The following is a 24681-nucleotide window of genomic DNA, read 5'->3' as shown; positions in this document are numbered from 1 at the left end:
TTCTTCGGGACGGCGCCTTTCTCATGTATGCGGATCAGTGCAGCGACGTTACTTCCTGCCAGACCCGCCCCTGGCGGATCATCTCGGAAATCCGGTCGGCGGGTTGCGGGCTGGCGAAGTAATAGCCCTGGCCGAACTCGCAATCCAATTCGTGCAGACGCAACAGGTGGCGGTCGGATTCGACGCCTTCCGCGATGATGTCCATGCCGAGGTTATGGGCCAGCAGCGCGATGGAGCGGATGATTTCCATATTCTCCGCCTTCTCTTCCATGCTGACCACAAAGGACCGGTCGATCTTCAGTGTGTCGAAGGGGAAGCGGTGCAGATAGCTGAGCGACGAATAGCCGGTGCCGAAATCGTCGATGGACAGGGCGACCCCCAACTCCTTCAATTCGAAGAGAATCCGGGAGGTGGTTTCCGGATTCATCATGATCATGCTTTCGGTCACTTCCAGTTTCAGCCGGGATCCGGCAACCCCTTCGCGCGCCAGGATCAGCTCGATCTCGCGCACCATGTCCGGGTCCTGCAACTGGCGGCTGGATAGGTTCACGCTCATTGTATCCGGCGCGGCGTCGCCTAGTTCCTGCTCCCATTGCTTCATCTGGCGGCAGGCGAGGCGCAGTGCCGTCGTGCCGATGGAGGTGATCATGCCGGTATCTTCGGCCAGTGGGATGAAGTCCGCCGGGACGACAGTACCGCGATCCGGATGCCGCCATCGGGCCAAGGCCTCGACCCCGGCAATGGTGCCGTCGCGGAAGCTGACGATGGGCTGGTAATACATTTCGATCTCGTCGCGGTCGACGGCGCGGCGCAGATCGTTCTCCAACTGCATCTGGGTGATGGCGCGGGACTGCATCTGCGGATCGAAGACGGCGGTCGATGACTGGCCCAGATCTTTCGCCTTATACATGGCGATGTCGGCGGCGCGCAGCATTTCCTCCGCATCGGCGAAGCCCAGGGAGGGCAGGGCAATGCCGACACAGGCGGAGGTAAATATCTCCTGATCGCCGATGACGAAGGCGGCGGCCATGTCGGATTGCAGCCAATGCACGGAATCCTGAACCGCCGACCGTCCCTGAATGCCGGTCAGCAGCACCCCGAACTCGTCCCCCGACAGGCGGGCGACGGAATCGCCGGATTTGATCGATCCTTCCAGGCGCCGCGCGACCTCGATCAACAGGGCGTCGCCCAGATCGTGGCCCAGGGAATCGTTGACCACCTTGAACCGGTCCAGATCGAACAGCAGCACCGCGAAGGGATCGTTGGTCAGGTCGCCATGCCGGCGCTTTTCCTGTTCGATGCGGTCCAGGAACAGGGCGCGGTTCGGCAGGCCGGTGACGGTGTCGTACAGCGCGTCGCGGATCAGCTTTTCCTCCGCGCGCTTGCGTTCGGTGATGTCGGTGAGCGACCCGGTCAGACGTACCGCCTTGTTTTCGTCGTTCCGCACCGCGATGGCGCGCGCCAGGGTCCACAGATAGGCACCGTCGGCGTGCAGGATGCGGAACTCCTTCTGCAGATGCTCGGTCCGGCCGCCCAGATGCTCCTGTATCGCGACTTCCAGCTCTTCGACATCGTTCGGATGCACACGGTCCAGCCACTCGCAGGGCAGGTCCGACAGCGAATCGCGGCCCAGGCCCAGCATCTCGCGCCAGCGCGGTGAGGTGTAGAGCTTGTCCGCAACGATGTCCCAGTCCCACAGCCCGTCATTGGCCCCTGCGGCGGCCAGCGCATAGCGTTCCTCGGACTGGCGCAGTGCCTCGGCAACGCGCGTGCGCTCCGTCACATCGGTATAGGTGATGACATAGCCCTGATCCGGAATGGCGCGGTGGGATAATTGCAGCCAGCGATCGCCCGACAACCGCACGATCCCAATGGCCGGCCGTCCGTCCGGATCGGTCGGGACCGGCGTATCCCAATCCGTGCGGTCGAACGCATCCTCCACCGCGGCTGCGTCTTCAGTCGGAATGGCGTCGCGCAAAACGGCCCGCAAGCCGCGCCCGATGGCGACGTCTTCATCCTGCATGCCGAACAGTTCCAGGAAGCGGCTGTTCCAATTCAGGAGCTTGCCGTCCTTGTCGACGGCGGTCAGACCGTCGCTCATATGTTCGAATGTGGTGGAGATCAGTGCGGCGGCGGCGGCCCGCTCCGCTTCGTTACGCCGCCTTTCGGTCACGTCAAGATAGAGCGACACCAGCATACCGTCCGGTGTGCGCATCCGGCGGATTTCCACGATGCTGCCATTCGGCAGGGTTTCCTCGACGATTTCGGACCCTGCCGTGCGGAAATCCTGAAGACGCTTGGCGACATAGGCCTCCATATCCTCGATCGGTCCGCAATCGCCGCGCCGGGCGCGCAGACGAACGACGGTTTCGACATCGAAACCGGTCCCCTTCAGGGTCGGCGGCAGGTCGTACAGGCGGAAGAAGTGATCGTTGGCGGCGACGACCTTCAGATTGCCGTCGACGACGTTGATGCCTTCCGACATCCGCTCCACCGTCGCCTGCATCAGGGCGCGTTCCCGGCTCAACGCGCCGCTGCGCCGCCGGGCCGCATCACCGAAGCCGAGCACCGCCATGACCAGAATGCTCAGCACCACACTGCCGATCCGCAGCCCGTTGGCCAGTTCGGTCGGCACGCCGCCGCGGAACCGGTCATCAGCGGACCAGACGAAGCGCCAACCGACCCCGCCCTGGGCATAGCGGGTTTCCCATTCCAAACGCGATGCCTCTTGCGCCGGCCGGGGCACTTCGAAGACCGCTTCCGGCGCTTGATTGCCGGCAGAGCTGCGCTCCTCGATCCGCACGGTCAGTCCTTCCGGCAGGCTGACGCTCAACGACGTGTCCAGAAGCGCCGTCAGATCCAGAAGCCCGACCACGACGCCGCTGTCGCCCTGACGGATGGCGACGGGCGACAGGCGCCGGTCTTCGGACGAGAAACTGGGGCCGGTGACGGGAATGCCGCCGGCGCGGAACCCGTCGCTGGCGGTCGCCGCCAGCCGAGGGTCGGCGGCCAGGTCCAGGCCGAAGAACAGATTGGCGCTAGGTCCGTGACGGCGCAGCGTGACGAAGCCTTCGGCGTTCCGGTCGGTCGGGGTGCCGTCCGGCCCCAGAATATCGACGCCGACCGTTTCCTCGAAATCGGTGCGCCCGGCGGCAGGGACCCAGGTCGCATAGGCCAGGCCGCGAAAGGCCGTTCGGCCTTCCATCAGGTTCAAGGCGGCGGCTTCCGTCGTGAAGATGGCGTCGAACCGGCCCGCCTCGCGGTCCTGCCCGTCCGGCAGGCTGCGGGCGAAGGCCAGCAATTGCGCCTCGGATTGTTCCAGCATGACCGCGACGGATTCGGTGACGTCGGCGGCTTCCTCCTCCGCCAGGACGCGCCAATGGGCCATGGCGTTGCGGTCGGCCTGCCAAGCCGCGGTCCATCCCGCGCCGACGCCCAGGACGGCGATGGCGATGGACAATGTCATCCATCCGGTGGAACGCCCAACCTTCAATACTGGCTGCTCCCGCTACCGCCGTGCCCGCCCGTACAGCGCGCCAGCATGCCCCTGGTCCCGAATTGCACCAGTCCGACAATGATTGGTCAAGCGCGCTCGCCTTGTGTACAACCCGCGGCGAAGCACCAGCCTGAACGGAGAGTGGCATGCCCCTGGACCGGCGCCTCAGCGTCGCGCCAATGATGGATTGGACGGATCGGTTCGACCGGTATTTCCTGCGCCTGATCACGCGCCGGACCGTCCTCTACACCGAAATGATCACGACCGGCGCGTTGCTGATGGGCGACGCGCAGCGGCATCTCCATTTCGACGCGGCGGAACATCCGGTCGCCTGCCAATTGGGCGGGTCGGAGCCGGACCAACTGGCGCGGGCGGCGGTGCTGGTCGAACAAGCGGGTTATGACGAGGTCAATCTGAATGTCGGCTGCCCGTCCGACCGGGTGCAAAACGGCCGTTTCGGGGCCTGCCTGATGGCCGATCCGTCCTTGGTCCGGGATTGCATCACGGCGATGCGGGACGCGGTCGACATCCCGGTGACGGTGAAATCGCGGATCGGGATCGACGGGCGGGAAAGCTATGACGATCTGGCCCGTTTCGTCGCCTGCGTCGCCGAAAGCGGTTGCGACACATTCATTGTGCATGCGCGGATCGCGATCCTGGCCGGCCTCAGCCCGAAAGAGAACCGCGAGATTCCGCCGCTGAAATACGATTTCGTGCACCGGCTGAAACGCGACTTCCCGGATCTGTCGATTTCGATCAACGGCGGCATCCAGTCCTTGGAAGAGGCTGAGGCCCATCTGCCGGACCTGGACGGGGTGATGATCGGCCGAGCGGCCTACCAGGACCCCTACTGCCTGGCGGAGGCCGACCGCGTCATTTTCGGCGATACCGACTGGGTGCCGCCCAGCCGCCACGATGTTATGCGCGCCATGCTGCCCTATATCGAGGAACAGCGGCGCCAGGGCACGGCCCTGCATCACATCACCCGCCATGTCCTTGGCCTGTTCAACGGCTTGCCCGGCGCAAGGCGGTGGCGGCGCTATTTGAGTGAGAACGCCTATGGCGGCGCGGCAGGGCCGGAAGTGGTGGAACAGGCGATGGCGCTGGTACCGGAAGACGCCGCAGCGCAAAGCGCTTAAAGACGCCCGGCCTTCACCATAGCGGTATAGACCGCCTTGGCGACCTCCGACGGCTTGTGCCGGCCGATTTCGATCTGCTCCCGCCCGTCCTTCAGCATCTCCGCATCCGGTTCCAACGGGACGATGCCCCAGCCAGCCTTGTTGACGGCCTTGATGACCGACGCGGCCTGTTTGGTATAGTTTTCGTTGAAAATCGTCCAATCGGCGCGTTTGATGGCCTTCGCGATAATGGTGTGGATGTCGTCGGCCATCGGTACCCGGTGCTCCTTCAATAAGGTTAGAGGATCGCCGCGATTCGCGAATGGGGGCAAGGGTTTGAGATTGCGACACGGGCTTAGCCGCCCATCCAAATCCGGCCGGGGGCCGGGAGCGTGACCGATACCATCCCGGTGCGGGTCTGGCGGGGCGGGGACGCGGGCGTGTTCCAAACCTTCGACGTCGCATTGCGCGACAATCAGACCGTCCTCGACATCGTCACCGATATTCAGCGCCGCCAGGACCCGACGCTCAGCTACCGCTTCGCCTGCCGGGTCGGGGTCTGCGGATCGTGCGCCATGACCGTCAATGGCGTGCCGCGCTGGACCTGCAGGACCCATGTCGCAAAGGTCGCGGCGGAGGGCGTCCTGACCCTGGAACCGCTGCGCAATCTGCCGCGCCTGAAGGATCTGGCGGTGGATATGACGCCGTTCTTCGATAAATGGCAGAAGGCGGGTGGCACGTTCGAGGGGCGCAAGACCCGGGACGACGCGGTCGATCCGGTCAAGCCCGGCAGCCGCGCGCGCAAGGCAGCGGACGCGGCGATCGAATGCATCAACTGCGCGGTCTGCTATGCCGCCTGCGACGTCGTCGACTGGGACCCGGACTATCTGGGACCGGCCGCGCTGAACCGCGCCTGGACCCTGGTCAACGACCGCCGCCATGCCCGCCGGTCCGATACGCTGGACAAGGCCGCCCAATCCGGGGGCTGCGGGTCCTGCCACAGTCAAGGCGCCTGCATGCGTCACTGCCCCGTCGGGTTGAGCCCGACGGAAAGCATCGCCGGTTTGAAGCGTGCCCTGCTGTTCTCCCTGCTGGGGGGACGATTGTGAGCGAGCGTAGCCTGATCGTTCTGCAGCGCTTGACGGCGATGGTTCTGGCGCCGTGCGTCATCGTGCATGTCGCGGTCATCGCCATCGCCTTCCGCGATGGGCTGACCGCCGGGGAAATTCTCGGCCGCGTTCAGGACAATGTCGGCTGGGCGGCGTTCTATGCGCTGTTCGTGATCGCGGCGGCGGTGCATGCGCCAATCGGCCTTAGATCGGTTCTCGTGGAATGGGGGGCGTTGCCGCGCCGCATGGTCGATATTGTGATGGCGGCCTTCGCAATCCTGTTGCTGATCACCGGATTGCGCGCCGTCTTCGCGGTCGTCTGGGGGGCGCCATGATCGCCCGGCACAGACGGGACCGGGCCTATCTTGCTTTCCTGGGCCATCGCATCTCGGGCATCGGCCTGGCGGTATTTCTGCCGCTGCATTTCATCGTGCTGGCCGAAGTGCTGTCGGGGGAGGCGGCGCTGGATTCCGTCCTGGCCTTTACCGCGCATCCCGTGGTCAAGGCGATGGAATGGCTGCTGCTGGTGCTGGTCGGCGCCCATCTGATCTTCGGGCTGCGACTATTGATGTTGGAATTGCGGCCCTGGCGCGGTCGCGGGTCCGACCGGCGCGGCTGGATCCTGCCGGGGCTGATCCTGGCGATGGCGGTTGGGACCATTGCCATGTTGGGGGCGGTCTGAATGCGGATCGATACGGTCGACACCGATATCCTGATCCTCGGCTCCGGTGGGGCCGGTCTGTTCGCCGCCCTGCACGCCCTGCAGACCGATCCCGACCTGGACGTGACCATCGCGGTCAAAGGATTGCTGGGCAAATGCGGCTGCACCCGCATGGTTCAGGGCGGCTATAATGTGGCGCTGGCCCCCGGCGATTCCGTCGAACGCCATTTCATGGATACGATCGAAGGCGGCAAATGGCTGCCGCGTCAGGATCTGGCCTGGGCGCTGTGCCTGTTCGCGGTCGAGCGGGTGCAGGAGCTGGAGAACGAGATCGGTTGCTTCTTTGACCGCAACCGCGACGGCAGCCTGCACCACAAGGCCTTCGCCGGACAGACATTCGACCGGACGGTCCATAAGGGCGATCTGACCGGCATCGAAATCATCAACCGGTTGATGGAACAGGTCATGGCCCGGCCTGTCCGGCGGTTGGAGGACCATCGCGCCATCGACCTGATCCCGGCGAAGGACGGGTCGGGCATTGCCGGGGCGCTGCTATTGGACATCCGCACCGGGACCTATCGGATGGTCCGGGCGAAGACGGTGCTGCTGGGCACCGGTGCCGGGCCGACGATGTACAAGTACCACACGCCGTCGGGCGACAAATCCTGCGACGGGCTGGCCATGGCGCTGCGTCTCGGCCTGCCGCTGCGCGACATGGAAATGGTGCAGTTCCATCCGACCGGCCTACTGGGCGGGCCGGATACGCGGATGACCGGCACCGTCCTGGAAGAAGGATTGCGCGGGGCCGGGGGCTACCTGCTGGACGGGGCGGGCCGTCGGTTCATGGCGGATTACGATGCGCGGGGAGAGCGCGCCACGCGCGATGTGGTCAGCCGGGGCATCTATGCCGAAATGCGTGCCGGACGGACCGGACCGATGGGCGGCGTCTACATTGAAATGAAACATCTGGGACCGGACAAGGTCGCGGCCCAGTTTCCCGGCATGGTCAAGCGCTGTGCCGATTGCGGTTTCGATCTGGCGGGCGACCGGGTGGAGGTCGTGCCGACGGCTCATTACATGATGGGCGGTGTCGAATTCGATCCCGACGGTTCGACCGAACTGCCGGGCCTCTATGCCGCCGGGGAGGATTGCGGCGGGGTCCATGGCGCGAACCGGCTGGGCGGCAATGGCGTCGCCAATTCAACCGTGTTCGGCGGTATCGCGGGCGAAAGCATGGCGCGGTATGCGGCACGGCGGAAATCGCCGGCGGATCCCGATCCGGCCGCCATCGACGCCGCCATCGCGCGGGCAGAACGGCCTTTCGGCTTGCCGCGTGGTGCTGGATTGGCCGATTTGCGCGACGCTCTGGCGGAATGCATGTGGGACGATGTCGGTGTCATGCGCACCGCCGACGGCCTGCGCCGTGGGCTGTCACGGATCGCCGATCTGTCTGGCGCGCTGTCCGAGGCCGGTCTGGCCGATGGCGATCGCGCTTTCAATCTGACCTGGCAGGACTGGCTGAACCTGGACAGTTTGCTGGCCGTCTCGACTGTGATTGCCACGGCTGCCCTGGACCGGGATGACAGCCGGGGCGCCCATTTCCGGGAAGACTATCCGGAAACGGGCGACCTTCTGGCTTCCGCCTATACCCGTATCCGCACGCCGGACGGGGCGGCGCCCAGTCTGGAACGGGTGCTCGTCGCCTTCACAAGGGTCCGGCCGGGGGAAAGCCTGATCGAGGATGAAGATTTGGGGGGCACCGCGCCGTGATACCCGCCGCCCTGGTCGTCCTTTTCGTCGCCGCCGGATTGATCGCCGTCGCGGCGGAGCCGAATTTCGCAACGCCGGCGGCGCTGGCGGGCGTCTTGATTCCGGTCCTGTTGCTGCGGCGACGGGCGTTGGCAAAAGCGTCGGAGGCGGCCCCGGTTCTGATCGCCCTGGCCTTGTTCGTGGGCACGGTCTGGGCCGCGTCCTTCTGGGGCCTTGCCGGGCCGCTGGAACTGGCGGAACGGGCAGGCAAAATCACCCTGTTCGCCCTGGCGGGCGGTATCGCGCTCTGTCTGCCACTGTCGGGACGTGGCGCGGTGACGGTTCTGATCGGCCTCGCGCTGGGTGCGACGGCGGTCGCCTTGGCCTTGGCCGAGAACAGCCTGGTCGGTGCCTTGGCCGATCTGTTCGTGCCCGCCGACGCGGGGGAGCTGGAGGCCGTCTTCATCCGCGCAAACCTGCACAAGGCGCCCGCGGTATTCCTGGCCCTGGTCTTCTTCCCGCTCGCCCTGCTGGCGCTGTCGGCGCGCGGCCGGAACGCCGGGCTGGCGATCTGGGCGCCCGCAGGCGTCACCGCCGCCGGGGTTGCGATCTCCGGTCATGAAACGGCGCTTTTGGCGATCGCCGCCGGTGCAAGCGCGGCGGGGCTTGCCTATTGGACGCCAAGGCTAGTCGGTGGGTTGGTTCTGTTGACGGTTGGGTTCCTGATGTTCGCCGCGCCGTCTCTGCTCCACAACGGCGACCTGAAGCCACTCCTGGATGCGACCCGCGCGTCGACCAGTTTGCAGCATCGGGTGTTGATCGCCGATTTTGCCGCCGCCCGGATCGCCGAAAAGCCGGTTCTGGGCTGGGGGCTGGATTCGGCACGGGCAATGCCGGACGGGTCGAAAGGCATCGCGGAGACGCCGTCCCGCTTGGCCCGTTTCGCGGTTGACGATCTGACGCCGAAGGTTTGGAGCCGGGGTCAGAACATGCCGTTGCACCCGCATAACATGGCGCTTCAAGTCCGATTGGAACTGGGGCTGCCGGGCGCGGCGGCGGCGTTGATCCTGCTGGCGGCCGGGGTGGCGGGGGTCGTGCGGCTGCAATCGGCCCGGGGGCGGGCCATGGCATTCGGCATGATGGCCACCTATCTGGCCATCGCCTGTGTCAGCTATGGCGCATGGCAATCCTGGTGGATGTCTGTGCTGATCCTGACCGTCCTTTTGGGGCGCTGTGCCTTGGCCGCGTCGGCGCGCTTGCGGGGGACTTCGTGACGCGCCACTCTGCGCCGAATGCGACGCGACAAGAGGGCGGAATGGTTCAGATAAATCCCAACATCGCCGCGACGGCGGAACCGCCGATCCCGGAAGCGATGGCATGGCTCAGCGAGGCGCGGCCGACACCGGAGCGGCCGCTTCTGAACTTGGCGCAGGCGGTGCCCAGCTATCCGCCCGATGAATCGCTGATGCAGGCGATGGCCCAGGCGGCGCTGAACCCGGAGACCGCCTTCTATACGCCGATCCTGGGGATCCAGCCCCTGCGCGACCGGTTGGCGCAGACCTTGTCGCGCGATTACGGTGCGGCGGTCGACAGCGCGGATGTCGCGATCACGGCGGGTGGAAACCACGCCTTCTGTATGGCTGTGCTGGCTCTGGCCGGGCCGGGCGACGAGATCATCGTGCCGCAGCCCTGCTACTTCAATCACGAGATGTGGTGCCGGATGCAGGGGATCCGGACGGTGCCGCTGCCCTGCCGACCGGGCCCGTCCGGGATGCTGCCCGACCCGCAGGACGCGGAACGGCTGATCGGCGCGAAGACCCGTGCCATCCTGCTGGTGACGCCGAACAATCCGACAGGCACGATCTATTCTCCCGATCTGCTCGACGCGTTCCACGAACTGGCACTGCGCCATGGCATTGCCCTGCTGGTCGACGAGACTTACCGCGATTTCCTGGACGATGGCGCGCCGCCGCATCGCCTGTTCCAGTTGCCGGACTGGCGCGAGGGTTTCGTTCATCTCTACAGCTTCTCGAAAGTCTACAGCCTGACCGGCTATCGCGTCGGCGCGCTGACGGCGGGGCCGACCATCATGGGCGCGATCGGCAAGATTGCCGACACGGTCACGATCTGTCCCAGCCATATCGGTCAGTTGGCGGCACTCTACGGTCTGGACCGGTTGGACCAGTGGAAACGTGCCAGGCGCGACGAGATGTCGGCCCGTGTCGTGGCGCTGGATGCCGCCTTCGCCGACGATCCGGGCGGGTATCGCCTGATCTCGCGCGGGGCGTTTTTCGCCTATCTGGAACATCCCCATGCGGATAAGGGCGCGGCGGAGGTGGCACGGGCCCTGGTCCGCGAAAAATCCATCTTTGTCCTGCCCGGGCCGATCTTCGGTGAGGGACAGGAGCGCTTCCTGCGCGCCGCCTTCGCCAATGTTGACGAGGCCGGGATTGCGGCCCTGGGTGCGCGCCTACACCTCTAGCGGAGCGGTCCATGCGCAATGTCGAGATGCCCGATGTGCATATCGAGAACCCGCGCACCCGGCGCTGGGGCATTCTGGTGCTGCCGAATTTTCCGATGCTGGCCTATTCGTCGCTGATCGAGCCGTTGCGCGCCGCCAACACGGTTACGGGCCTGCCGCTTTACGAATGGATCACGGTGTCGCCCTTCGGCCGGATCCCGAAATCCTCCAGCGGCCTGGGCATCGTCGTCGACAGCGTCGCGGAGGACGCGCCGTCGGTCGACCGTCTGGTGGTCGTGTCCGGTGTCGATGCCCATGAGTACAATTCCCAATCCGCCTATAGTTGGATCCGGCGCGAATTGCGGCGCGGCGCGGCCATCGGGGCGGTGTCGGACGGGGCTTTCTTTCTGGCGCGTGCGGGATTGCTGGACGGCTATCGCTGCACCCTGCATTGGCGGGTGCAATCCTCCTTCCGGGAAGCGTTTCCGCATATCGAATGCAGCCGCGATCTGTTCGTCATCGACCGTGACCGGTTTAGCGCGGCGGGCGGGGTCAGCACTTTGGATATGATGCTGGCCATCATTGAAACGGATTACGGGCCGGATCTGGCGTTGGCTGTGTCGGAATGGTTCCTGCACAGCCGCATCCGCACCGCCGATCAGCCGGAACTTCTGTCCATCAGATTGCGGACGGGGGTGCGGGACGGGCGCGTGCTTCAGACCATCGTCGACATGGAAAAGAATGTCGAAGAACCCCTGTCCGCCGAAGACCTGGCCGACCGCGTCGGCGTCTCCGTCGACACGCTGGAGCGCGCCTTCAAACGCGCTGTCGGGCAGACGACAATGCATTATTACCGCAGCCTGCGGTTCCGCCGTGCCCGCGATCTGCTGGAAGGATCGGGATTGAGGATCAGCGAGATCGCGGTCGCCTGCGGCTTTTCGGATAGTTCCAGTTTCGCACGTGCCTATCGCACCCAGTTCGGGGTTTCCCCGCGCCAGTATCGGCAACGGATGTTGGATCGGTCAAAAGCGGCGCGATAGCCTGCAATGTCGCATTGTGCGGGTTAGTGTATAATTTTTGCGGGTTTTACGGCATACGACGCCCCTGATTTCTTCCAAGCTTAACGAAGTCGCTTGGGAGACGATGTATCGCATGACTGGATTTCCATGCGGTTTTCCGATGGGCTTATCACGGGGCGCTACGACCCCGGAAAGCAACGGGGAGACGGAGAACCAGCGCGTACCGACAGCTGTCCATGCACAGCGTGCCGTCCGGCGCGGGGCCGTCTTTCGTGTCATCGGTTCACAGGCAATTCCGAATAGGTTGATTGGCTTAGAGGTAGAAACGAAGCGGACCGGACATCCGGTGTCGCCGGCGAATGGGAAAGTGTGACGACGCGTTTAAAGAATAGCCGAAACAGGCTTCAGACGGCCCGCAGGGGGCCAATTCGAACAAGGAGGCGTAACTTCGATGCGTAAACTGAACGAACCGAATTTCGAGGGCTTGAGCGACCGGGATCGCGCGACCGTCGTCGAAATGGTCAAAAAGGGCGCGACCCGCCGTGAGGTCATGGCCTGGATGATGGCGGCCGGCGCGACGGCGGCGGCGGCGGGTTCCGTCTTCGGCGGAGCCAAGGAGGCCTGGGCCAACACCCCGAAAAAGGGTGGCCGCATGGTGATCTCCAGCGACCAGCACGGCCCGGCGGATACGCTGGACCCGTCGGCAATGACGGCGTCGATCGACTATATCCGCAGCCGTATGGTCTATAACGGCCTGGTCCGTCTCAACAAAGATTTGTCCTTCTCCCCCGAGCTGGCAGAAGAGGTACTGCCGAACAGCGACGCCACCGAATGGACGTTCAAGCTGAAGAAGGGCGTCGAGTGGCACAACGGCAAGACCTTCACCGCGGACGACGTCGTCTACACGATGAACCGCCATTTGGGCGAAGACTCCAAATCTGTCATGAACTCGCTCTACGAAAGCGTGGAAAGCTGGCAGAAGGTCAACGACTATGAGGTCAAGGCCGTCCTCAAGACGCCGAATGCCGACCTTCCCGGCATTTTGGGCATGTTCCAGTCCAAGATCGTGCAAGACGGTCAAACCGATTTCTCGGCGCCTCCGGGGACCGGGCCTTTCAAGGTCGCGGAATTCAAGCCCGGCGTCCGCTGTGTCGTGCAGCGCAACGAGAACTATCACGAAGACGACGGTCCGTATCTCGACGAGATTGAATCGTTGGGGATCGGCGACTCGGTCGCCCGCGTCAGCGCTCTGTTGGCCGGCGATATCGACATCATGGCGAACCTGCCGCCGAAATCGATCGAACAGATCGAACAGGATTCCGGTACGGAAGTCTGGTCGAACCCGTCTTCGGCTTACATCACCTTTGCCTGCCGTCAGGACATGGAACTGTCCGGCAACCGGGACCTCGTTCGGGCCATGCAGCTGCTGATGGATCGCGAACGCCTGGTGAAGGGCGTCTTTAAGGGGCAGGCGTCGCTTGGGAACGATCATCCGATCGGGCCGGCCTATTTCGACCACTGCGCCGACATCCCGCAGCGGCCGATGGATCCGGACCAGGCCAAGTTCCACTTCGACAAATCCGGCATCGGCAATACACCGGTTCCGGTCATTACGTCCGAAGTGGCGCCGGGCTGCGTTGAGATGGGCACGTACCTGCAGCGCGAAGCCAGCAAAATCGGCCTGAATATCGACCTGAAGAAGGTTACGACCGACGGCTACTGGAGCGCGGTGTGGCTGAAGGAAGCGATCTGCGCGGTGTCGTGGAACATGCGTCCGACGGCCAATATCATGCTGACGCTGGCCTATGCCAGCACGGCAACCTGGAACGAGACCTATTGGAAGAGCGAGCAGTTCGACAAGCTGCTGGTCGATGTCCGGTCGGTGATCGATCCGGTCAAGCGTAAGCAGATGTATTGCGATCTGCAGACCCTGATCTATGAAGATGGCGGGTCGATTACGCCGGTCTACCGCAACTATGTCGACGCGGTCCGGACCCATGTGAAGGGCCTCACCTACGTGCCGCTGAACGCGTTCGGCGGGGCGGAGTGCCCGCAGTATCTGTGGCGCGACGACGCGTAAAGCCTGTCGCCAGCGGGCCGCCTTGGGAGGGCGGCCCGCAAGCCGCGGATAAAACAAGAAGCATTCTCAAGTTTCTGGCGGCGATTGTGCCCTTTACCTGACGGTTATCCTGGGGCGGACCAAGGGGGAGCCGATGCTGTCGCTCATCGTTCAACGCTTGTTGATTGGCGTGGTCACGGTCTTTGCCGTGTCGTTAATCATCTTCATCTGTACGCAATGGTTGCCTGGCGATGCCGCGGAAATCCGGCTCGGCCAGTCGGCGACGGAGGCAAACAAGGCGGCGCTGCGCGCCGAGTTGGGCCTCGATAAACCGCTGGCGGTTCAATACATGAACTGGGCGACGAATTTCCTGCAGGGCGATCTGGGCAAGTCCCTGGCCGGCGATCGGTCGATCTCGGAATCGATCGGCGACCGCTATCAGTCGACGGTGACCGTCAGCGTGCTGACCGCCGCCATCGGCATCCCGCTTTCCCTGTTTCTGGGCATCATGGCCGCGATGTTCCCCAGTACCCTTTACGACCGCATCCTGACCTTCGTGTCGGTGTCGCTGGTCGCAGTGCCGGATTTCTTCACGGCCACCTTGATGGTGCTGATCTTCGTCTTCGCCTGGGATGCGCTGTTCGGGTTCCAATTGGCGAATGTCGTCGTGATCGGCAACACGCAGGATATGGGTGTGTTCGAATTGATCGGCCATTACGCCCTGCCCATCGCGACCTTATGTTTCGTCATCGCCTCTCAGGTCATCCGAATGACCCGCGCGGCGGTGCTGAATGTGATGAGTTCCCCCTATATCGAAATGGCGATCCTGAAAGGGGTGCCGCGCAAACGCATCATTCTGCGCCACGCGCTGCTGAACGCCATCGGCCCCATCGTCAACGTGATCGCTCTGAACCTGGCCTATCTGGTTTCCGGCGTCGTCGTGATCGAGGTGTATTTCGCCTATAACGGCCTGGCCACCTTCATGGTCCAGGGCGTGCAGCAACGCGATTTCATCCTGGTGCAAAGCATCGGAATGCTGTTCTGCGCCACCTACGTGATCCTGATGCTGATTGCCGACATCGCGTCGATTGTTTCCAACCCGCGCCTGAGGCACCCGAAATGAGCGATTTCACGACCGACAAAAAAGCCGGGCACGGTGAGCACTATGTCCGGCCGTTCGAAAGCGAGGAGATCGCTTTCGAGGAACTCCAGGACGCCGCCCCGTCGGCCCGGTTCAAACTGTCCGTATCGGGTTGGATCGGCGCGATTATCGTCAGCTTCTGGGTCTTCATCGGCATATTCGGCCCCTTCTTGGCCCCGTATCATGAGAACGACCTGCCCTTCCCGGACGATTACAGCGAGTATCAGTCACCCAAGGAAGGGGCCTTCCTGGGCACCGATGTCGAAGATCGCGATGTGATGTCGCGCATCATGTACGGCGCCGGGCGGACCATCGGGATCGCCTTTGCCGGAACCGTACTGGCCTATTTCCTGGGCGTCGTCCTGGGAATCGGCGCAGCGGTGGCGGGGCCATGGGTCGACATGATCGTCAGCCGGATCAACGATGCCTTCATCAGTCTACCCACAATCATGCTTGGGCTGGTCGTCGTGACCGCCGTCGGCTCGTCCATTCCCGTCCTGATCGTGACGGCGGGGCTGATCTATATGACCATCGTCTATCGTCTGGCCCGCGCCATCGGCATGGAAATCATGGTCATGGACTATGTCGAAGCCGCCAAGGTGCGAGGTGAGGGCATCTGGTGGATCGTCACCAAGGAAATCTGGCCCAACGCCGCGATGCCGCTGATCTCGGATTTCGGTCTGCGGCTGATCTACGTCATCCTGTTCATTTCCAGTCTCAGCTTCCTCGGCATGGGGGTGCAACCGCCGCAAGCGGATTGGGGCCTGATGGTTCGCGAGAATCTGGGCGCCTTCCAGACCTACGGCGCGTCCCTGCTCCCCGTCGTCGCGCCGGCCCTGGCCATCGCGACGCTGACGGTCGGCATCAATCTGATCGTCGACGACATCTCCGCCCATGCCGGCGGCAAGCTTACGAAGGCGATGTGAACCATGAGCGACGAGGATATCGTATTCGAAGTCGACGACCTGCGTATCCACGCCATCCGCGACGACGGCAGCGAACTGCCCATCGTGAAGGGTGTCGATTTTCAGGTGAAGCGCGGTGAGGTCGTGGCCCTGATCGGGGAATCCGGGTCGGGCAAGACCACGATCTCGCTGTCGGCGCTGGGTTATTGCAAGCCTGGGCTGAAATTCGCGGGCGGCGCGGCGCGGTTGCTGGGCCAGGACGTCACCGGTATGACGACCGAGGAGCTTCGGCCCTATCGCGGCGAGCGTGTCGCCTATCTGGCGCAAAGCGCGGCGGCGACCTTCAACCCGTCGATCAAGATCAACGAACAGGTGACCGAGGCGCCGGTCCTGCACGGCACCAAGACCCAGGAAGAGGCGAACAAGAAGGCTCTGGCGCTATATCGCGCGCTGGAACTGCCGAATCCCGATACGATCGGCGACCGCTATCCGCACCAGGTGTCCGGCGGACAGTTGCAGCGGCTGATGGCGGCCATGGCGCTGTGCGGCGATCCGGACCTTCTGGTCCTGGACGAGCCGACCACGGCCCTGGACGTGACGACCCAGATCGAAGTGCTGAAGGCCTTCAAGAAGGTCATCAAGGAAGAAGGCGCGGCGGCGATCTATGTGACCCACGATCTGGCGGTCGTGGCCCAGATCGCGGATTACATCGTGGTGCTCTATCACGGCGAGATCCAGGAGAAGGGGCCGACCGACACAATCATCAACAATCCGAAACACCCGTATACCAAGCGGCTGATGGCAGCGGTCCGACCCAGCCCGGCTGCCGGACAGGGCGACGAGGATACCGGCGATCACGGCCGCGAGGTTCCGGCCCTGGAAGTACGGGACGTTACCGCAGGCTATGGCAAAGGGCCGCGCGGCGGGCCGTTGGTGACCATCCTGCGCGACATCAACCTGTCGATCGAACGCGGCAGCAGTGTCGGGATTATCGGGGAATCGGGTTGCGGCAAGTCGACCTTGGCCCGGGTCATGTCCGGCCTGTTGCCGGCGGCCGAGGGCGATGTGCTGTTGGACGGCCAGTCGATGCGGGCGAGCTATCGCAGCCGGTCACGCGACAATCTGCGAAAGGTCCAGTTCGTTTATCAGATGGCGGACACGGCCCTGAACCCGCGTCAGCGTATCGGCGACATTCTGGGTCGGCCGCTGGAATTCTATCACGGCCTGCGCGGCAAAAAGAAGCGCGAGCGGGTGGCCGAATTGCTGACCCTGGTCGATCTGCGCCCGGAATTCGCGCAGCGCCTGCCCCATGAATTGTCGGGCGGCCAGAAGCAACGCGTGAACCTGGCCCGGGCGCTGGCGGCGGAACCGGAAGTGATGCTGTGCGACGAGGTGACCTCGGCCCTGGACAGCATTGTCGGCGCGAATGTGATCGAACTGCTGAAACGTCTGCGGCGCGAAACCGGCGTGTCCTTCGTCTTCATCAGTCACGATCTGTCGACCGTGGCCTCCTTCGCGGACGAGATCGTCGTGCTCTATGCCGGGCGTGTGGCGGAGAAGGGGCCGACCGATCAGGTCCTGTCGCCGCCCTATCACCCCTATACGCGACTGCTGATTTCCTCGGTGCCTGAAATGCGCGTCGGTTGGCTGGAAGAATCCATGCAGACCCGCGAGGCGCTGGCCGGGATCGCGCGCGGCGTCAAGATCACCGATATCGGCTGTCCGTTCTTCGAACGCTGTCCCCTGGCAATCGAAGGGACCTGCGACAAGGTCGACCCGCCGTCCCGCAAGGATGGCAGCGGCCATGTCATCGAATGCCACCGGGAGATCTCCGAACTGGGCGGCTAGACCGGTATGCGTTCAGGTGATTCCACCTGAACGCATACTGCTTTAGGCGAGGATCGGAATCCCCGATCCGGTCAGGAAAGATTTTCATATCAGCGTTTGGCCTGACGCGCCGGCCCGGTTACACTGTGCGAGGCGATAGGGCTTCGTGCCCGGCCGGACATCGTTGGGGTTGGCACCAGGATCCAAAAGGATCGCCAACCTTCGATGCGTGGTTTCGCCGCGCAGGGAGGCATGACAGAGCGTTGCAAGAACCCAAAGAATGGGGCGGTTTCATCCCCCGTTGAAGCCGCGCGCCGGATGTTTTCCCTGCAGAGAAAATTTTCAACAGGAGAGACAGGCACATGAAAAAATTGATCCAAACGGGGCTCAATAGACGACATTTTCTCCAGGCGAGCGCGGCGACCGGTGTTGCGGCCAGCCTGGCCGGCGGCAAGTCCGCCATGGCCGCGCCGAAAAAGGGCGGGGTCATGCGCATGGGGAAGGCCCATGGCCAGACATCCGACTCGCTTGATCCGGGACATTCGGAAAACGGCTTTACCATCGCACTGCTGTTCGGCATCCACGGCTATCTGACCGAGGTCGGCACCGACGGCTCGCTGCAGCCGGGCCTGGCCGAAAGCTGGGAAGCGTCAGCGGACGCGACGTCCTGGACCTTCAAGCTGCGTAAGGGCGTGACCTACCACAGCGGCAAGAGCTTCGGTGCGGACGACGTGATCGCGTCGATCAATCACCATCGCGGCGAAGCCTCTACCTCCGCCGCGAAGCCGATCGTGGCTTCCGTTGTGGAAATGACCGCCGACGACCCGCATACCGTGACGTTCAAACTGGATGGCGGCAACGCGGACTTCCCCTTCGTGCTGAGCGACTATCACCTGTCGATCTGTCCGGTGAAGGACGGCAAGCTGGACTGGCAGTCGGGCGATGGTTGCGGACCCTATAAGCTGCGGGAATTCAACCCGGGCGTCGCCGCCTATTTCGACCGCGCGGACAACTATTGGAAGCCGGACGCCGCCTATTTCGACGCGATCGAAATGCTGGCGCTGGTCGACCTCAACGCCCGTACCACGGCGCTGGTTTCCGGCGAGGTCGATGCGATCGATCGCCTGGACCTGAAGACCGTCGGCCTTCTGGCACGCAAGCCCGGTATCAACGTTCACTCGGTAGCGGGCACGCAGCACTTTACCTTCGCCATGTCCTGCAAGACGGCGCCCTATGACGACGTCAATGTGCGCCTGGCGTTGAAATACGGCCTCAACCGTCAGGAAATGGTCGACAAGATCCTGTTCGGCTATGGCGCAGTCGGCAACGACCACCCGATCGGTCAGGGCCAGCGTTATTTCAACAAAGATCTTCCGCAGCGCGAATACGATCCGGACAAGGCGAAGTTCCACCTGAAGAAAGCGGGCCTCGAAACCTTGAAGGTCGATCTGTCGGCGGCCGATGCGGCCTTCGGCGGCGCGGTCGACGCGGCGGTGCTGTTCCAGAACTCTGCCAAGGAATGCGGTATCGACCTGACGCCGGTGCGGGAGCCGAATGACGGTTATTGGGCCGATGTCTGGATGAAGAAGCCGTTCACCGCCGTGTACTGGAGCGGCCGTCCGGTCGAAGACCAGATGTTCGCGACCGCCTACAAGACCGGCGTCGACTGGAACGACACCTTCTGGTCCAACGCGCGGTTCGACGAGTTGCTGGTCCAGGCCCGGGCGGAGCTGAACGAGGATACCCGCCGCGCCATGTATTACGAGATGCAGGAAATCCTGCACAATGACGGCGGCGTCATCGTTCCGATGTTCGCATCCTACGTCTTCGCGACCGCCGACAAGGTCGTGCATGGCGATTTCGGGTCCAACTGGGACCTGGATGGCGAACGCTGGATGGAGCGTTGGTCCTTCGCCTGATCTTTGGGATCGGATTGAACGGGAACGGGCGGTCTTCGGGCCGCCCGTTCTTCGTTTCGGCCTCAATCGGGCGGCAGCGGCACTTCCGGCCGGTCACGCGAAAATTCCGCCACGACCCTGACCGAGGCGTGGTTGGTAGAAATCGAAATCATTGCCGTGGCCTGAGGCAAAAAAATCGCCGGTCAAAATGTCGAATGCGTCGCGGCGCCGTCGACTAGGGGTATCATCCGATCATGAAAGGAACATCGCGATGCGGTATGCGTGCCTGATTTATTATGATCCGAAACAACTTTTCGGTGGCGACCCGGAATCGAACGCGGCATTGGCGGAATGCGAAGGTTATGACGAAACGTTGACGCGGTCGGGCCATTTCGTCGCCGGCGAGGCGCTGGAACTCCCCGACGGGGCAAAGACGGTGCGCAAACGTGCCGGCCGCCAGGTCGTCACCGACGGACCGTTCAGCGAGACCAAGGAGATCCTCGGCGGCGTCGTGATTATCGAGGCTGCGGATGTCGATGAGGCCGCCCGCGTGATTGGCGAGCATCCGCTGGCGCGGATCGGCGCAATCGAGGTTCGTCCCCTGGTCGATTTCAGCGAACCGCGCCCCGAACTTTAGGTTGGCGGCTGGCGGTCGGTTATCCCCGGCCGCCGTCCACCACCGCCCAGGCGATGGTCTCGTACGCGCGGGAATAGCCGTTGCCGCCGTGAAACTGCAGTATCCGGTCGACCTCCCGGCCGCGGATTTCCGATGCCGCCGGTTTGGCCATGGACGCCTCTTCCGCGACCCGGTAGCCCTCGTCCAGCCGCCGCGCGCGGCTTTACCGACTTATGCAACTTCAATATAAACGGCGGGGTTTCAAGTGACGGCGTGTCGGGTCCTGGGCCCGTCCGAAGTGAGGGGGACGCGTTCGGGGCAATGGGGATCGGGTTTGAGTTGATCCAACGGCTGCTGGATCTGAAACGCAGCGGCAATCTGGATCGGATCGAGGCAGTTGCCGAGATCGGCAACCAGCAATTGGGGCACCGCCTCATCGTCAGCGGCGTCCTACCGGAATTCTTGAGAGAGTTCGGGGCATCCGACCGTTTCGACGTTTCGGTTCTGGATACCCAGGAAGGGCATGTCGTTCATGGCGATACCCGCCATCAGGTGCCGACGCAGCCGAACTCCCGCGTCATTTGGCAGGCGATCGGGGCGCGCTACACCGGCTTCGACCTGGACGACGACCCCGATACGGTAAAACTGGATCTCAATTTCGACAGCATCCCCGATGGCCATAAGGGACAGTACGATCTGGTCACCAATCTGGGCACCACCGAACATGTCCTGAACCAATTGAACGCGTTCAAGGCGATGCACGATTTGTGTCGTCCGGGCGGGTTGATGATCCACGAATTGCCCGCGGGCGGTTATCTGACCCACGGGTTCTTCCTCTACAGCCCGAAACTGTTCTGGCAATTGGCCAAGGCGAACAATTACATCGAGGTCGACAGTGGCCTCGAGGTGGGCCTTGAGCCCAGTAACGATTACCGGATTTTCGCGTCACAATCGCACCATTACTCCCGGCGGATGTGGGCGCCATGGGTCTCGCGGCAGGTCCGAACCCGTGATGTCGGGATTTGCGTGGCCCTGGCAAAGATCCATGACGAGCCGTTTCGGGTTCCGCTCGATGTCGGGGATTTCGACGTTGGGGAGGATTTCTCTCCGGTCCTGCAATCGCGCTATCCGTCGTATTTCGGCCCGAAGACCTTTTGGAACGATGTCGAGCGGCACGGTCCGTCCTACAAACAGGTTTTCCGTCATGCGGTGGATGAGGATTTCAGCCTGCGTGTCGCGGCAAAATTGGGCCCGCAGTTCGAAGAAGAAATCCAATCGTTGATCTTTTATTCGGAGGTCGGAGAGGCCCGTCATGACACGGTCAGCCGCTATCTGGACAAGGTGGGGGATATCCTGACCAAGGCCTATCGGCAGGCCGCGCCTGCCAAGGTACGGTCGGCGACCATCGATTTGTCCGGCGAGGACTTCGTTGGCGTTGAGTGGGGCGCGCGGGTGTCGAACAGTTTCGGGCAGAAATGGCGCTACCTCGGTCCGCGCGACCGCTCCGATGTGTTATTGTCGCTGGAGCCGGGCAATGACTATGACGTGGTTTTCGAAATTCTGGATTTGAAGCCGGGCATGGCAGAAGCCCTGGCCATCGCCTGCAATGGGACCGTATTGCGTAGTACTTTGGATTCTACGAAGGATGCCGTCCGGATCTCCGCGCGTGTGCCCGCAGAGCTCGTCGACGCGGATACGGATCTGACCCGGATCGGCATCGTGGCCGTCGGATCGCCGAACGAAAACCGGCCCGGCAACAGTTTGACGGATGTACCGCCGAATCGTGCGTCACTTACGGAATTGCGCGTGCAGCCCGCAGGAAGCGAGACTTGAGACCATGAGCAAATTTAAATCCGTTCTGGCAATCATTCTGGTCAACGTCTTGTTGGTCCTGCTGCCCTTGGCGGCGGTTGAGGGGTATTATCGCTATTTCCGGGACGATCTCGAGGTCCCGGCGAACGCGCTTTGGCAGCGTTTTCAGCCCTATGTGATGTTCACCACGGTTGCGCAGACCTATACCGGCTGGTCCGACACCTTCACCGGTGAACACATTCCCGCCGAAGTCACGACCAATTCCATTGGCTTCCGTGACGATCGAGAATTCGATTTCTCGAAGCCTTATGAGAAGGGACCGAAAGAGAAGGTCGTGCTGTTTACAGGCGGTTCCGCTGCCTGGGGTGTCGGCGCGACCCATGGCGACACGACCATTCCCGGACGCATGCAGCATTACCTGAACGAAGCCCAGGACGAATACAATTACACGGTCGTCAACCTGGGGATGGGTAGCTACATCGCCTATCAGCAGGCCATTGCCCTGGACCTTTGGGGGGAAAGCTTCGACCCGGAATGGGTCGTTGTCTTCGACGGGTTCAACGACGCCAGCGTCGGCTGCGGATATGCCCAGGGCGCCATGTATCCGATGTATTTCGCGATCATGAAGTCCTACATCGAAGGCTATTTGCTGAACAGCACCAACCCGCCCTTCTATCGCGGGGAGTTTTTCAACGAGTTGCTGAAGCACAGCCACGCCGTTCGGAAAATTTCGGGCGAGAGCTATATCGAGAAGAACCAAGCCTACGACGAGAACAATACCGAGGCGAGCTATCGCGGGGTGATCAATCCGGACGCCAAGGTCGGCGACGCGCCCCGAATGACGGAGTTCTACGTCAAGGCGCAACGGACCATCGCCAACCGTTTCGCGGATGCCAATGTGATCTTCACGACCCAGCCGTCGACCCAGCAGGTCAACAACCTGTGGAGCGATTACTACCATCAGGCGGGTACCAGCCTGTACCTGACCCGGCGTGAATCGCTGATTAAGCGGTATGACGAATCCATCGCCCCGATCGCCGATCAGCCCTGCAACAAGGCGACCTATAACCCGGTCATGTACTATGTCTATGCCATGGGCGCACTGGGCGTTGAAGCCTATGTTGAGGAGTTGCGCCAGGGCGGTCGGAACGCGTCTTACTACAACACGTCGATGCTGCTCCCGGCAGGAATTCCGGAACGGCGGAACTACTTTATCGATGTCGTGCATCTGAAGGATAACGGCATGGATATCGTTGGGCGTTTCCTGGCCGGTCGAATTCTGCGGTCCGACCTGGGCATCGAAGTCCCCACCGATTACCTGCCGCACGAATTGCTGGGTCATTTCGCGCCTGAGGCGGCGACAGCCAGCGCTGAGGCTTTGACCGGGATTAATGCCGTCGCCGCAACCTATGGCGCAAGCTGCGGCGCGGTGCCCGGTAATGCCACCGCTTCGGTCGCAACGGACTGCCTGGGGAAAGAGCAGTGCGAATATTCGATCGATGTCTATCGCCTGGGCGATCCGGCCGGCGGGTGCAGCAAGGACTTCAAAGTCGATTGGCAATGCACCGGCGATTCCGAACTGCATAGCCTCTATGTCGAGGATGAGGCCGGTTATCCCGCCCAGACAATTCAGCTCGTCTGCGGCGACTGATCGGGCGGGTCGATCCAGCGGGTCCAGGCATCCCAGCTGGCCGCCGCGTGATACTGGTGCGGGCCGTCTACGGAGATGGCTTGCACCCTATCCGCCGCGCCGCATAGCGCGAAGTAGGGGCGGGCCTTATCGACCACGGCCTCAACCCCGGCCGCCGGGAAGATATGGTCCCCGTCGCCGCTGAGCCCGACAAAGACGCGCGGTGCGACCAGGGCGATCAGGTCCGGTGTGTCGAACCAGTTCAGCAATCCGGGCACGATCCCATCGCCGCCGCCGGCCCCGCGCGCACCGATGGTCTGCCGCACCGGACCGACGGAGCCGCTGGCCAGAACGCCCTTGATCCGGACGTCCAGTGCGGCGGCGTATTGCGCCAGGGTCCCGCCTGCCGAATGGCCGAACAGAAAGATCCTGTCCGGATCTGCCGTCAGCGGCCCATTCCCCGATAGCAGCCAATCCAGCGCGGCGGACACATCGCCCGCGCCGTCCCCCATCAGCGTTCGTCCCAGAAGCAGCAGATGGTTCGCCGCATCGATCGTGCGGTTCGGCGACGGTTTCGCCAGATGCCGTTCGCCCCGCTCTCCATAGCCGATCTGTTCGATACAGACCGCCAGATAGCCGCGTTGTGCCGCCTGGCGGGCCATATCCGCGCCGATGGCGATGCGCTGGTGATCGATCGGCACTTTCGCTTCGCCCCAGCCGAGATGCACGCCCGATGTCGATCCCGCCAGATGCAGGAAGACCAGGGCGGGCTGCGTTAGACCCGGTCGATAGACCAGATGGACCGGCAGGTCGGTATCCGGCCGGATTCTCAGGTAAACGCTGCGTCGCACGATCCCGTTGCCGACCGCGACCTCGCCCTTCTGGATCGTTACCTCGGGAATGGGGCGCGTCGCCGCATAGCCGGTCAGTTCGGCAAGCTTGGCCCTGGCTTGTGCCTGCCAGGCCTCGGGCGACAGGGTGCCGCGCGCCGGAAATCCCAGACGCCGGGGCGCGCCGTCATAGGCGGCGGCGATGCCGAGTGACGGGCTGAGCAGCGTGCCCTCCGGCAAGGGCAGATAGGGATCGGTTCCGCGCCCCAGACGCCGCGCGATCTTGACCTTCAAGGCATGGCGGTAAACGGCGAAGGGCAAGCGCGGCATGGGGAATCCTCAAACGGGGT

General features: G+C 63.3%; 20 protein-coding genes. 16 read left to right on the top strand and 4 right to left on the bottom strand.

The window, feature by feature from the left end:
* Positions 1-34: 34 nt before the first annotated feature.
* Positions 35-3466 (bottom strand): EAL domain-containing protein, encoded by a 3432-nt coding sequence (locus tag ACO06O_RS03040; protein ID WP_421876145.1) that lies wholly within the window; start codon positions 3464-3466, stop codon positions 35-37.
* Positions 3467-3642: 176 nt separating this feature from the next.
* On the opposite strand from ACO06O_RS03040, the gene dusA reads away from it, so the two are divergent.
* Positions 3643-4635, top strand: coding sequence for a tRNA dihydrouridine(20/20a) synthase DusA (dusA, locus tag ACO06O_RS03035; RefSeq protein ID WP_421876143.1), 993 nt, complete (start codon positions 3643-3645; stop codon positions 4633-4635).
* Here the strand turns inward: dusA and ACO06O_RS03030 are convergent.
* A complete protein-coding gene (locus ACO06O_RS03030; RefSeq protein WP_420418122.1) occupies positions 4632-4886 on the bottom strand; it encodes a hypothetical protein in 255 nt (84 codons plus the stop codon). The genes dusA and ACO06O_RS03030 overlap by 4 nt on opposite strands.
* 120 nt (positions 4887-5006) lie before the next feature.
* On the opposite strand from ACO06O_RS03030, the gene ACO06O_RS03025 reads away from it, so the two are divergent.
* The 13 genes from ACO06O_RS03025 to ACO06O_RS02965 all read left to right on the top strand — a co-directional run bounded on the left by ACO06O_RS03025 (position 5007) and on the right by ACO06O_RS02965 (position 20080).
* Positions 5007-5723: a succinate dehydrogenase/fumarate reductase iron-sulfur subunit gene (locus ACO06O_RS03025; protein WP_421876141.1), complete on the top strand. Its 717-nt coding sequence runs from the start codon at positions 5007-5009 to the stop codon at positions 5721-5723.
* Entirely contained in the window at positions 5720-6058 is a 339-nt protein-coding gene (locus ACO06O_RS03020; RefSeq protein ID WP_421876139.1) for a hypothetical protein, read from the top strand. Before ACO06O_RS03025 ends, ACO06O_RS03020 begins: the two co-directional genes overlap by 4 nt.
* On the top strand, positions 6055-6405 hold the full coding sequence (locus ACO06O_RS03015; protein ID WP_421876137.1) for a hypothetical protein: 351 nt from the start codon (positions 6055-6057) through the stop codon (positions 6403-6405). The genes ACO06O_RS03020 and ACO06O_RS03015 overlap by 4 nt, the downstream gene beginning before the upstream one ends.
* On the top strand, positions 6406-8154 hold the full coding sequence (locus ACO06O_RS03010) for an L-aspartate oxidase (protein ID WP_421876135.1): 1749 nt from the start codon (positions 6406-6408) through the stop codon (positions 8152-8154).
* Positions 8151-9407: an O-antigen ligase family protein gene (locus ACO06O_RS03005; RefSeq protein WP_421876133.1), complete on the top strand. Its 1257-nt coding sequence runs from the start codon at positions 8151-8153 to the stop codon at positions 9405-9407. Before ACO06O_RS03010 ends, ACO06O_RS03005 begins: the two co-directional genes overlap by 4 nt.
* A gap of 41 nt (positions 9408-9448) precedes the next feature.
* Positions 9449-10615 (top strand): aminotransferase, encoded by a 1167-nt coding sequence (locus ACO06O_RS03000; RefSeq protein WP_421876131.1) that lies wholly within the window; start codon positions 9449-9451, stop codon positions 10613-10615.
* 11 nt (positions 10616-10626) lie between these two features.
* On the top strand, positions 10627-11634 hold the full coding sequence (locus ACO06O_RS02995) for a GlxA family transcriptional regulator (RefSeq protein ID WP_421876128.1): 1008 nt from the start codon (positions 10627-10629) through the stop codon (positions 11632-11634).
* Positions 11635-12064: 430 nt separating this feature from the next.
* Positions 12065-13693: an ABC transporter substrate-binding protein gene (locus tag ACO06O_RS02990; protein WP_421876126.1), complete on the top strand. Its 1629-nt coding sequence runs from the start codon at positions 12065-12067 to the stop codon at positions 13691-13693.
* Positions 13694-13826: 133 nt separating this feature from the next.
* The gene (locus ACO06O_RS02985) at positions 13827-14795 is read left to right on the top strand and encodes an ABC transporter permease (RefSeq protein ID WP_421876123.1); all 969 of its coding nucleotides are present in this window, start codon (positions 13827-13829) and stop codon (positions 14793-14795) included.
* The gene (locus ACO06O_RS02980) at positions 14792-15739 is read left to right on the top strand and encodes an ABC transporter permease (protein WP_421876121.1); all 948 of its coding nucleotides are present in this window, start codon (positions 14792-14794) and stop codon (positions 15737-15739) included. Before ACO06O_RS02985 ends, ACO06O_RS02980 begins: the two co-directional genes overlap by 4 nt.
* A gap of 3 nt (positions 15740-15742) precedes the next feature.
* Positions 15743-17566 (top strand): ABC transporter ATP-binding protein, encoded by a 1824-nt coding sequence (locus ACO06O_RS02975; protein ID WP_421876119.1) that lies wholly within the window; start codon positions 15743-15745, stop codon positions 17564-17566.
* 341 nt (positions 17567-17907) lie between these two features.
* Positions 17908-19464 (top strand): ABC transporter substrate-binding protein, encoded by a 1557-nt coding sequence (locus ACO06O_RS02970; RefSeq protein ID WP_421876117.1) that lies wholly within the window; start codon positions 17908-17910, stop codon positions 19462-19464.
* A 250-nt stretch (positions 19465-19714) separates the two neighbouring features.
* On the top strand, positions 19715-20080 hold the full coding sequence (locus ACO06O_RS02965; RefSeq protein WP_421876115.1) for a YciI family protein: 366 nt from the start codon (positions 19715-19717) through the stop codon (positions 20078-20080).
* 19 nt (positions 20081-20099) lie between these two features.
* Here ACO06O_RS02965 and ACO06O_RS02960 read toward each other — a convergent pair whose 3' ends face one another.
* Entirely contained in the window at positions 20100-20267 is a 168-nt protein-coding gene (locus tag ACO06O_RS02960) for an acyl-CoA dehydrogenase family protein (RefSeq protein WP_421876437.1), read from the bottom strand.
* 113 nt (positions 20268-20380) lie between these two features.
* Between ACO06O_RS02960 and ACO06O_RS02955 the strand changes: the two genes are divergently transcribed.
* On the top strand, positions 20381-21892 hold the full coding sequence (locus tag ACO06O_RS02955) for a methyltransferase domain-containing protein (protein ID WP_421876112.1): 1512 nt from the start codon (positions 20381-20383) through the stop codon (positions 21890-21892).
* Positions 21893-21896: 4 nt separating this feature from the next.
* Positions 21897-23522, top strand: a complete 1626-nt coding sequence (locus ACO06O_RS02950; RefSeq protein ID WP_421876110.1) for a hypothetical protein — start codon at positions 21897-21899, stop codon at positions 23520-23522.
* Here ACO06O_RS02950 and ACO06O_RS02945 read toward each other — a convergent pair.
* On the bottom strand, positions 23501-24661 hold the full coding sequence (locus ACO06O_RS02945) for a dienelactone hydrolase family protein (RefSeq protein ID WP_421876108.1): 1161 nt from the start codon (positions 24659-24661) through the stop codon (positions 23501-23503). The genes ACO06O_RS02950 and ACO06O_RS02945 overlap by 22 nt on opposite strands.
* Between the last annotated feature and the right edge of the window lie 20 nt (positions 24662-24681).

The sequence above is a fragment of the Pacificispira sp. genome (assembly GCF_965228185.1).
In the GTDB taxonomy this organism is placed as follows: domain Bacteria; phylum Pseudomonadota; class Alphaproteobacteria; order UBA8366; family Aestuariispiraceae; genus Pacificispira.
Note: the sequence above shows the minus strand (reverse complement) of the source record. Positions and strands in the feature narration are given on the sequence as shown.

Bases quoted from the DNA above. Each gene is read 5' to 3' on its own strand.
- ACO06O_RS03015 (WP_421876137.1), top strand. From the start codon at position 6,055: ATGATCGCCCGGCACAGACGGGACCGGGCCTATCTTGCTTTCCTGGGC.
- ACO06O_RS02975 (WP_421876119.1), top strand. From the start codon at position 15,743: ATGAGCGACGAGGATATCGTATTCGAAGTCGACGACCTGCGTATCCAC.
- ACO06O_RS02990 (WP_421876126.1), top strand. From the start codon at position 12,065: ATGCGTAAACTGAACGAACCGAATTTCGAGGGCTTGAGCGACCGGGAT.
- ACO06O_RS03010 (WP_421876135.1), top strand. From the start codon at position 6,406: ATGCGGATCGATACGGTCGACACCGATATCCTGATCCTCGGCTCCGGT.
- ACO06O_RS02995 (WP_421876128.1), top strand. From the start codon at position 10,627: ATGCGCAATGTCGAGATGCCCGATGTGCATATCGAGAACCCGCGCACC.
- ACO06O_RS02955 (WP_421876112.1), top strand. From the start codon at position 20,381: ATGGGGATCGGGTTTGAGTTGATCCAACGGCTGCTGGATCTGAAACGC.
- ACO06O_RS02985 (WP_421876123.1), top strand. From the start codon at position 13,827: ATGCTGTCGCTCATCGTTCAACGCTTGTTGATTGGCGTGGTCACGGTC.
- ACO06O_RS03040 (WP_421876145.1), bottom strand. From the start codon at position 3,466: ATGACATTGTCCATCGCCATCGCCGTCCTGGGCGTCGGCGCGGGATGG.
- ACO06O_RS03030 (WP_420418122.1), bottom strand. From the start codon at position 4,886: ATGGCCGACGACATCCACACCATTATCGCGAAGGCCATCAAACGCGCC.
- ACO06O_RS03000 (WP_421876131.1), top strand. From the start codon at position 9,449: ATGGTTCAGATAAATCCCAACATCGCCGCGACGGCGGAACCGCCGATC.
- ACO06O_RS02945 (WP_421876108.1), bottom strand. From the start codon at position 24,661: ATGCCGCGCTTGCCCTTCGCCGTTTACCGCCATGCCTTGAAGGTCAAG.
- ACO06O_RS02980 (WP_421876121.1), top strand. From the start codon at position 14,792: ATGAGCGATTTCACGACCGACAAAAAAGCCGGGCACGGTGAGCACTAT.
- ACO06O_RS02965 (WP_421876115.1), top strand. From the start codon at position 19,715: ATGCGGTATGCGTGCCTGATTTATTATGATCCGAAACAACTTTTCGGT.
- dusA (WP_421876143.1), top strand. From the start codon at position 3,643: ATGCCCCTGGACCGGCGCCTCAGCGTCGCGCCAATGATGGATTGGACG.
- ACO06O_RS02950 (WP_421876110.1), top strand. From the start codon at position 21,897: ATGAGCAAATTTAAATCCGTTCTGGCAATCATTCTGGTCAACGTCTTG.
- ACO06O_RS02970 (WP_421876117.1), top strand. From the start codon at position 17,908: ATGAAAAAATTGATCCAAACGGGGCTCAATAGACGACATTTTCTCCAG.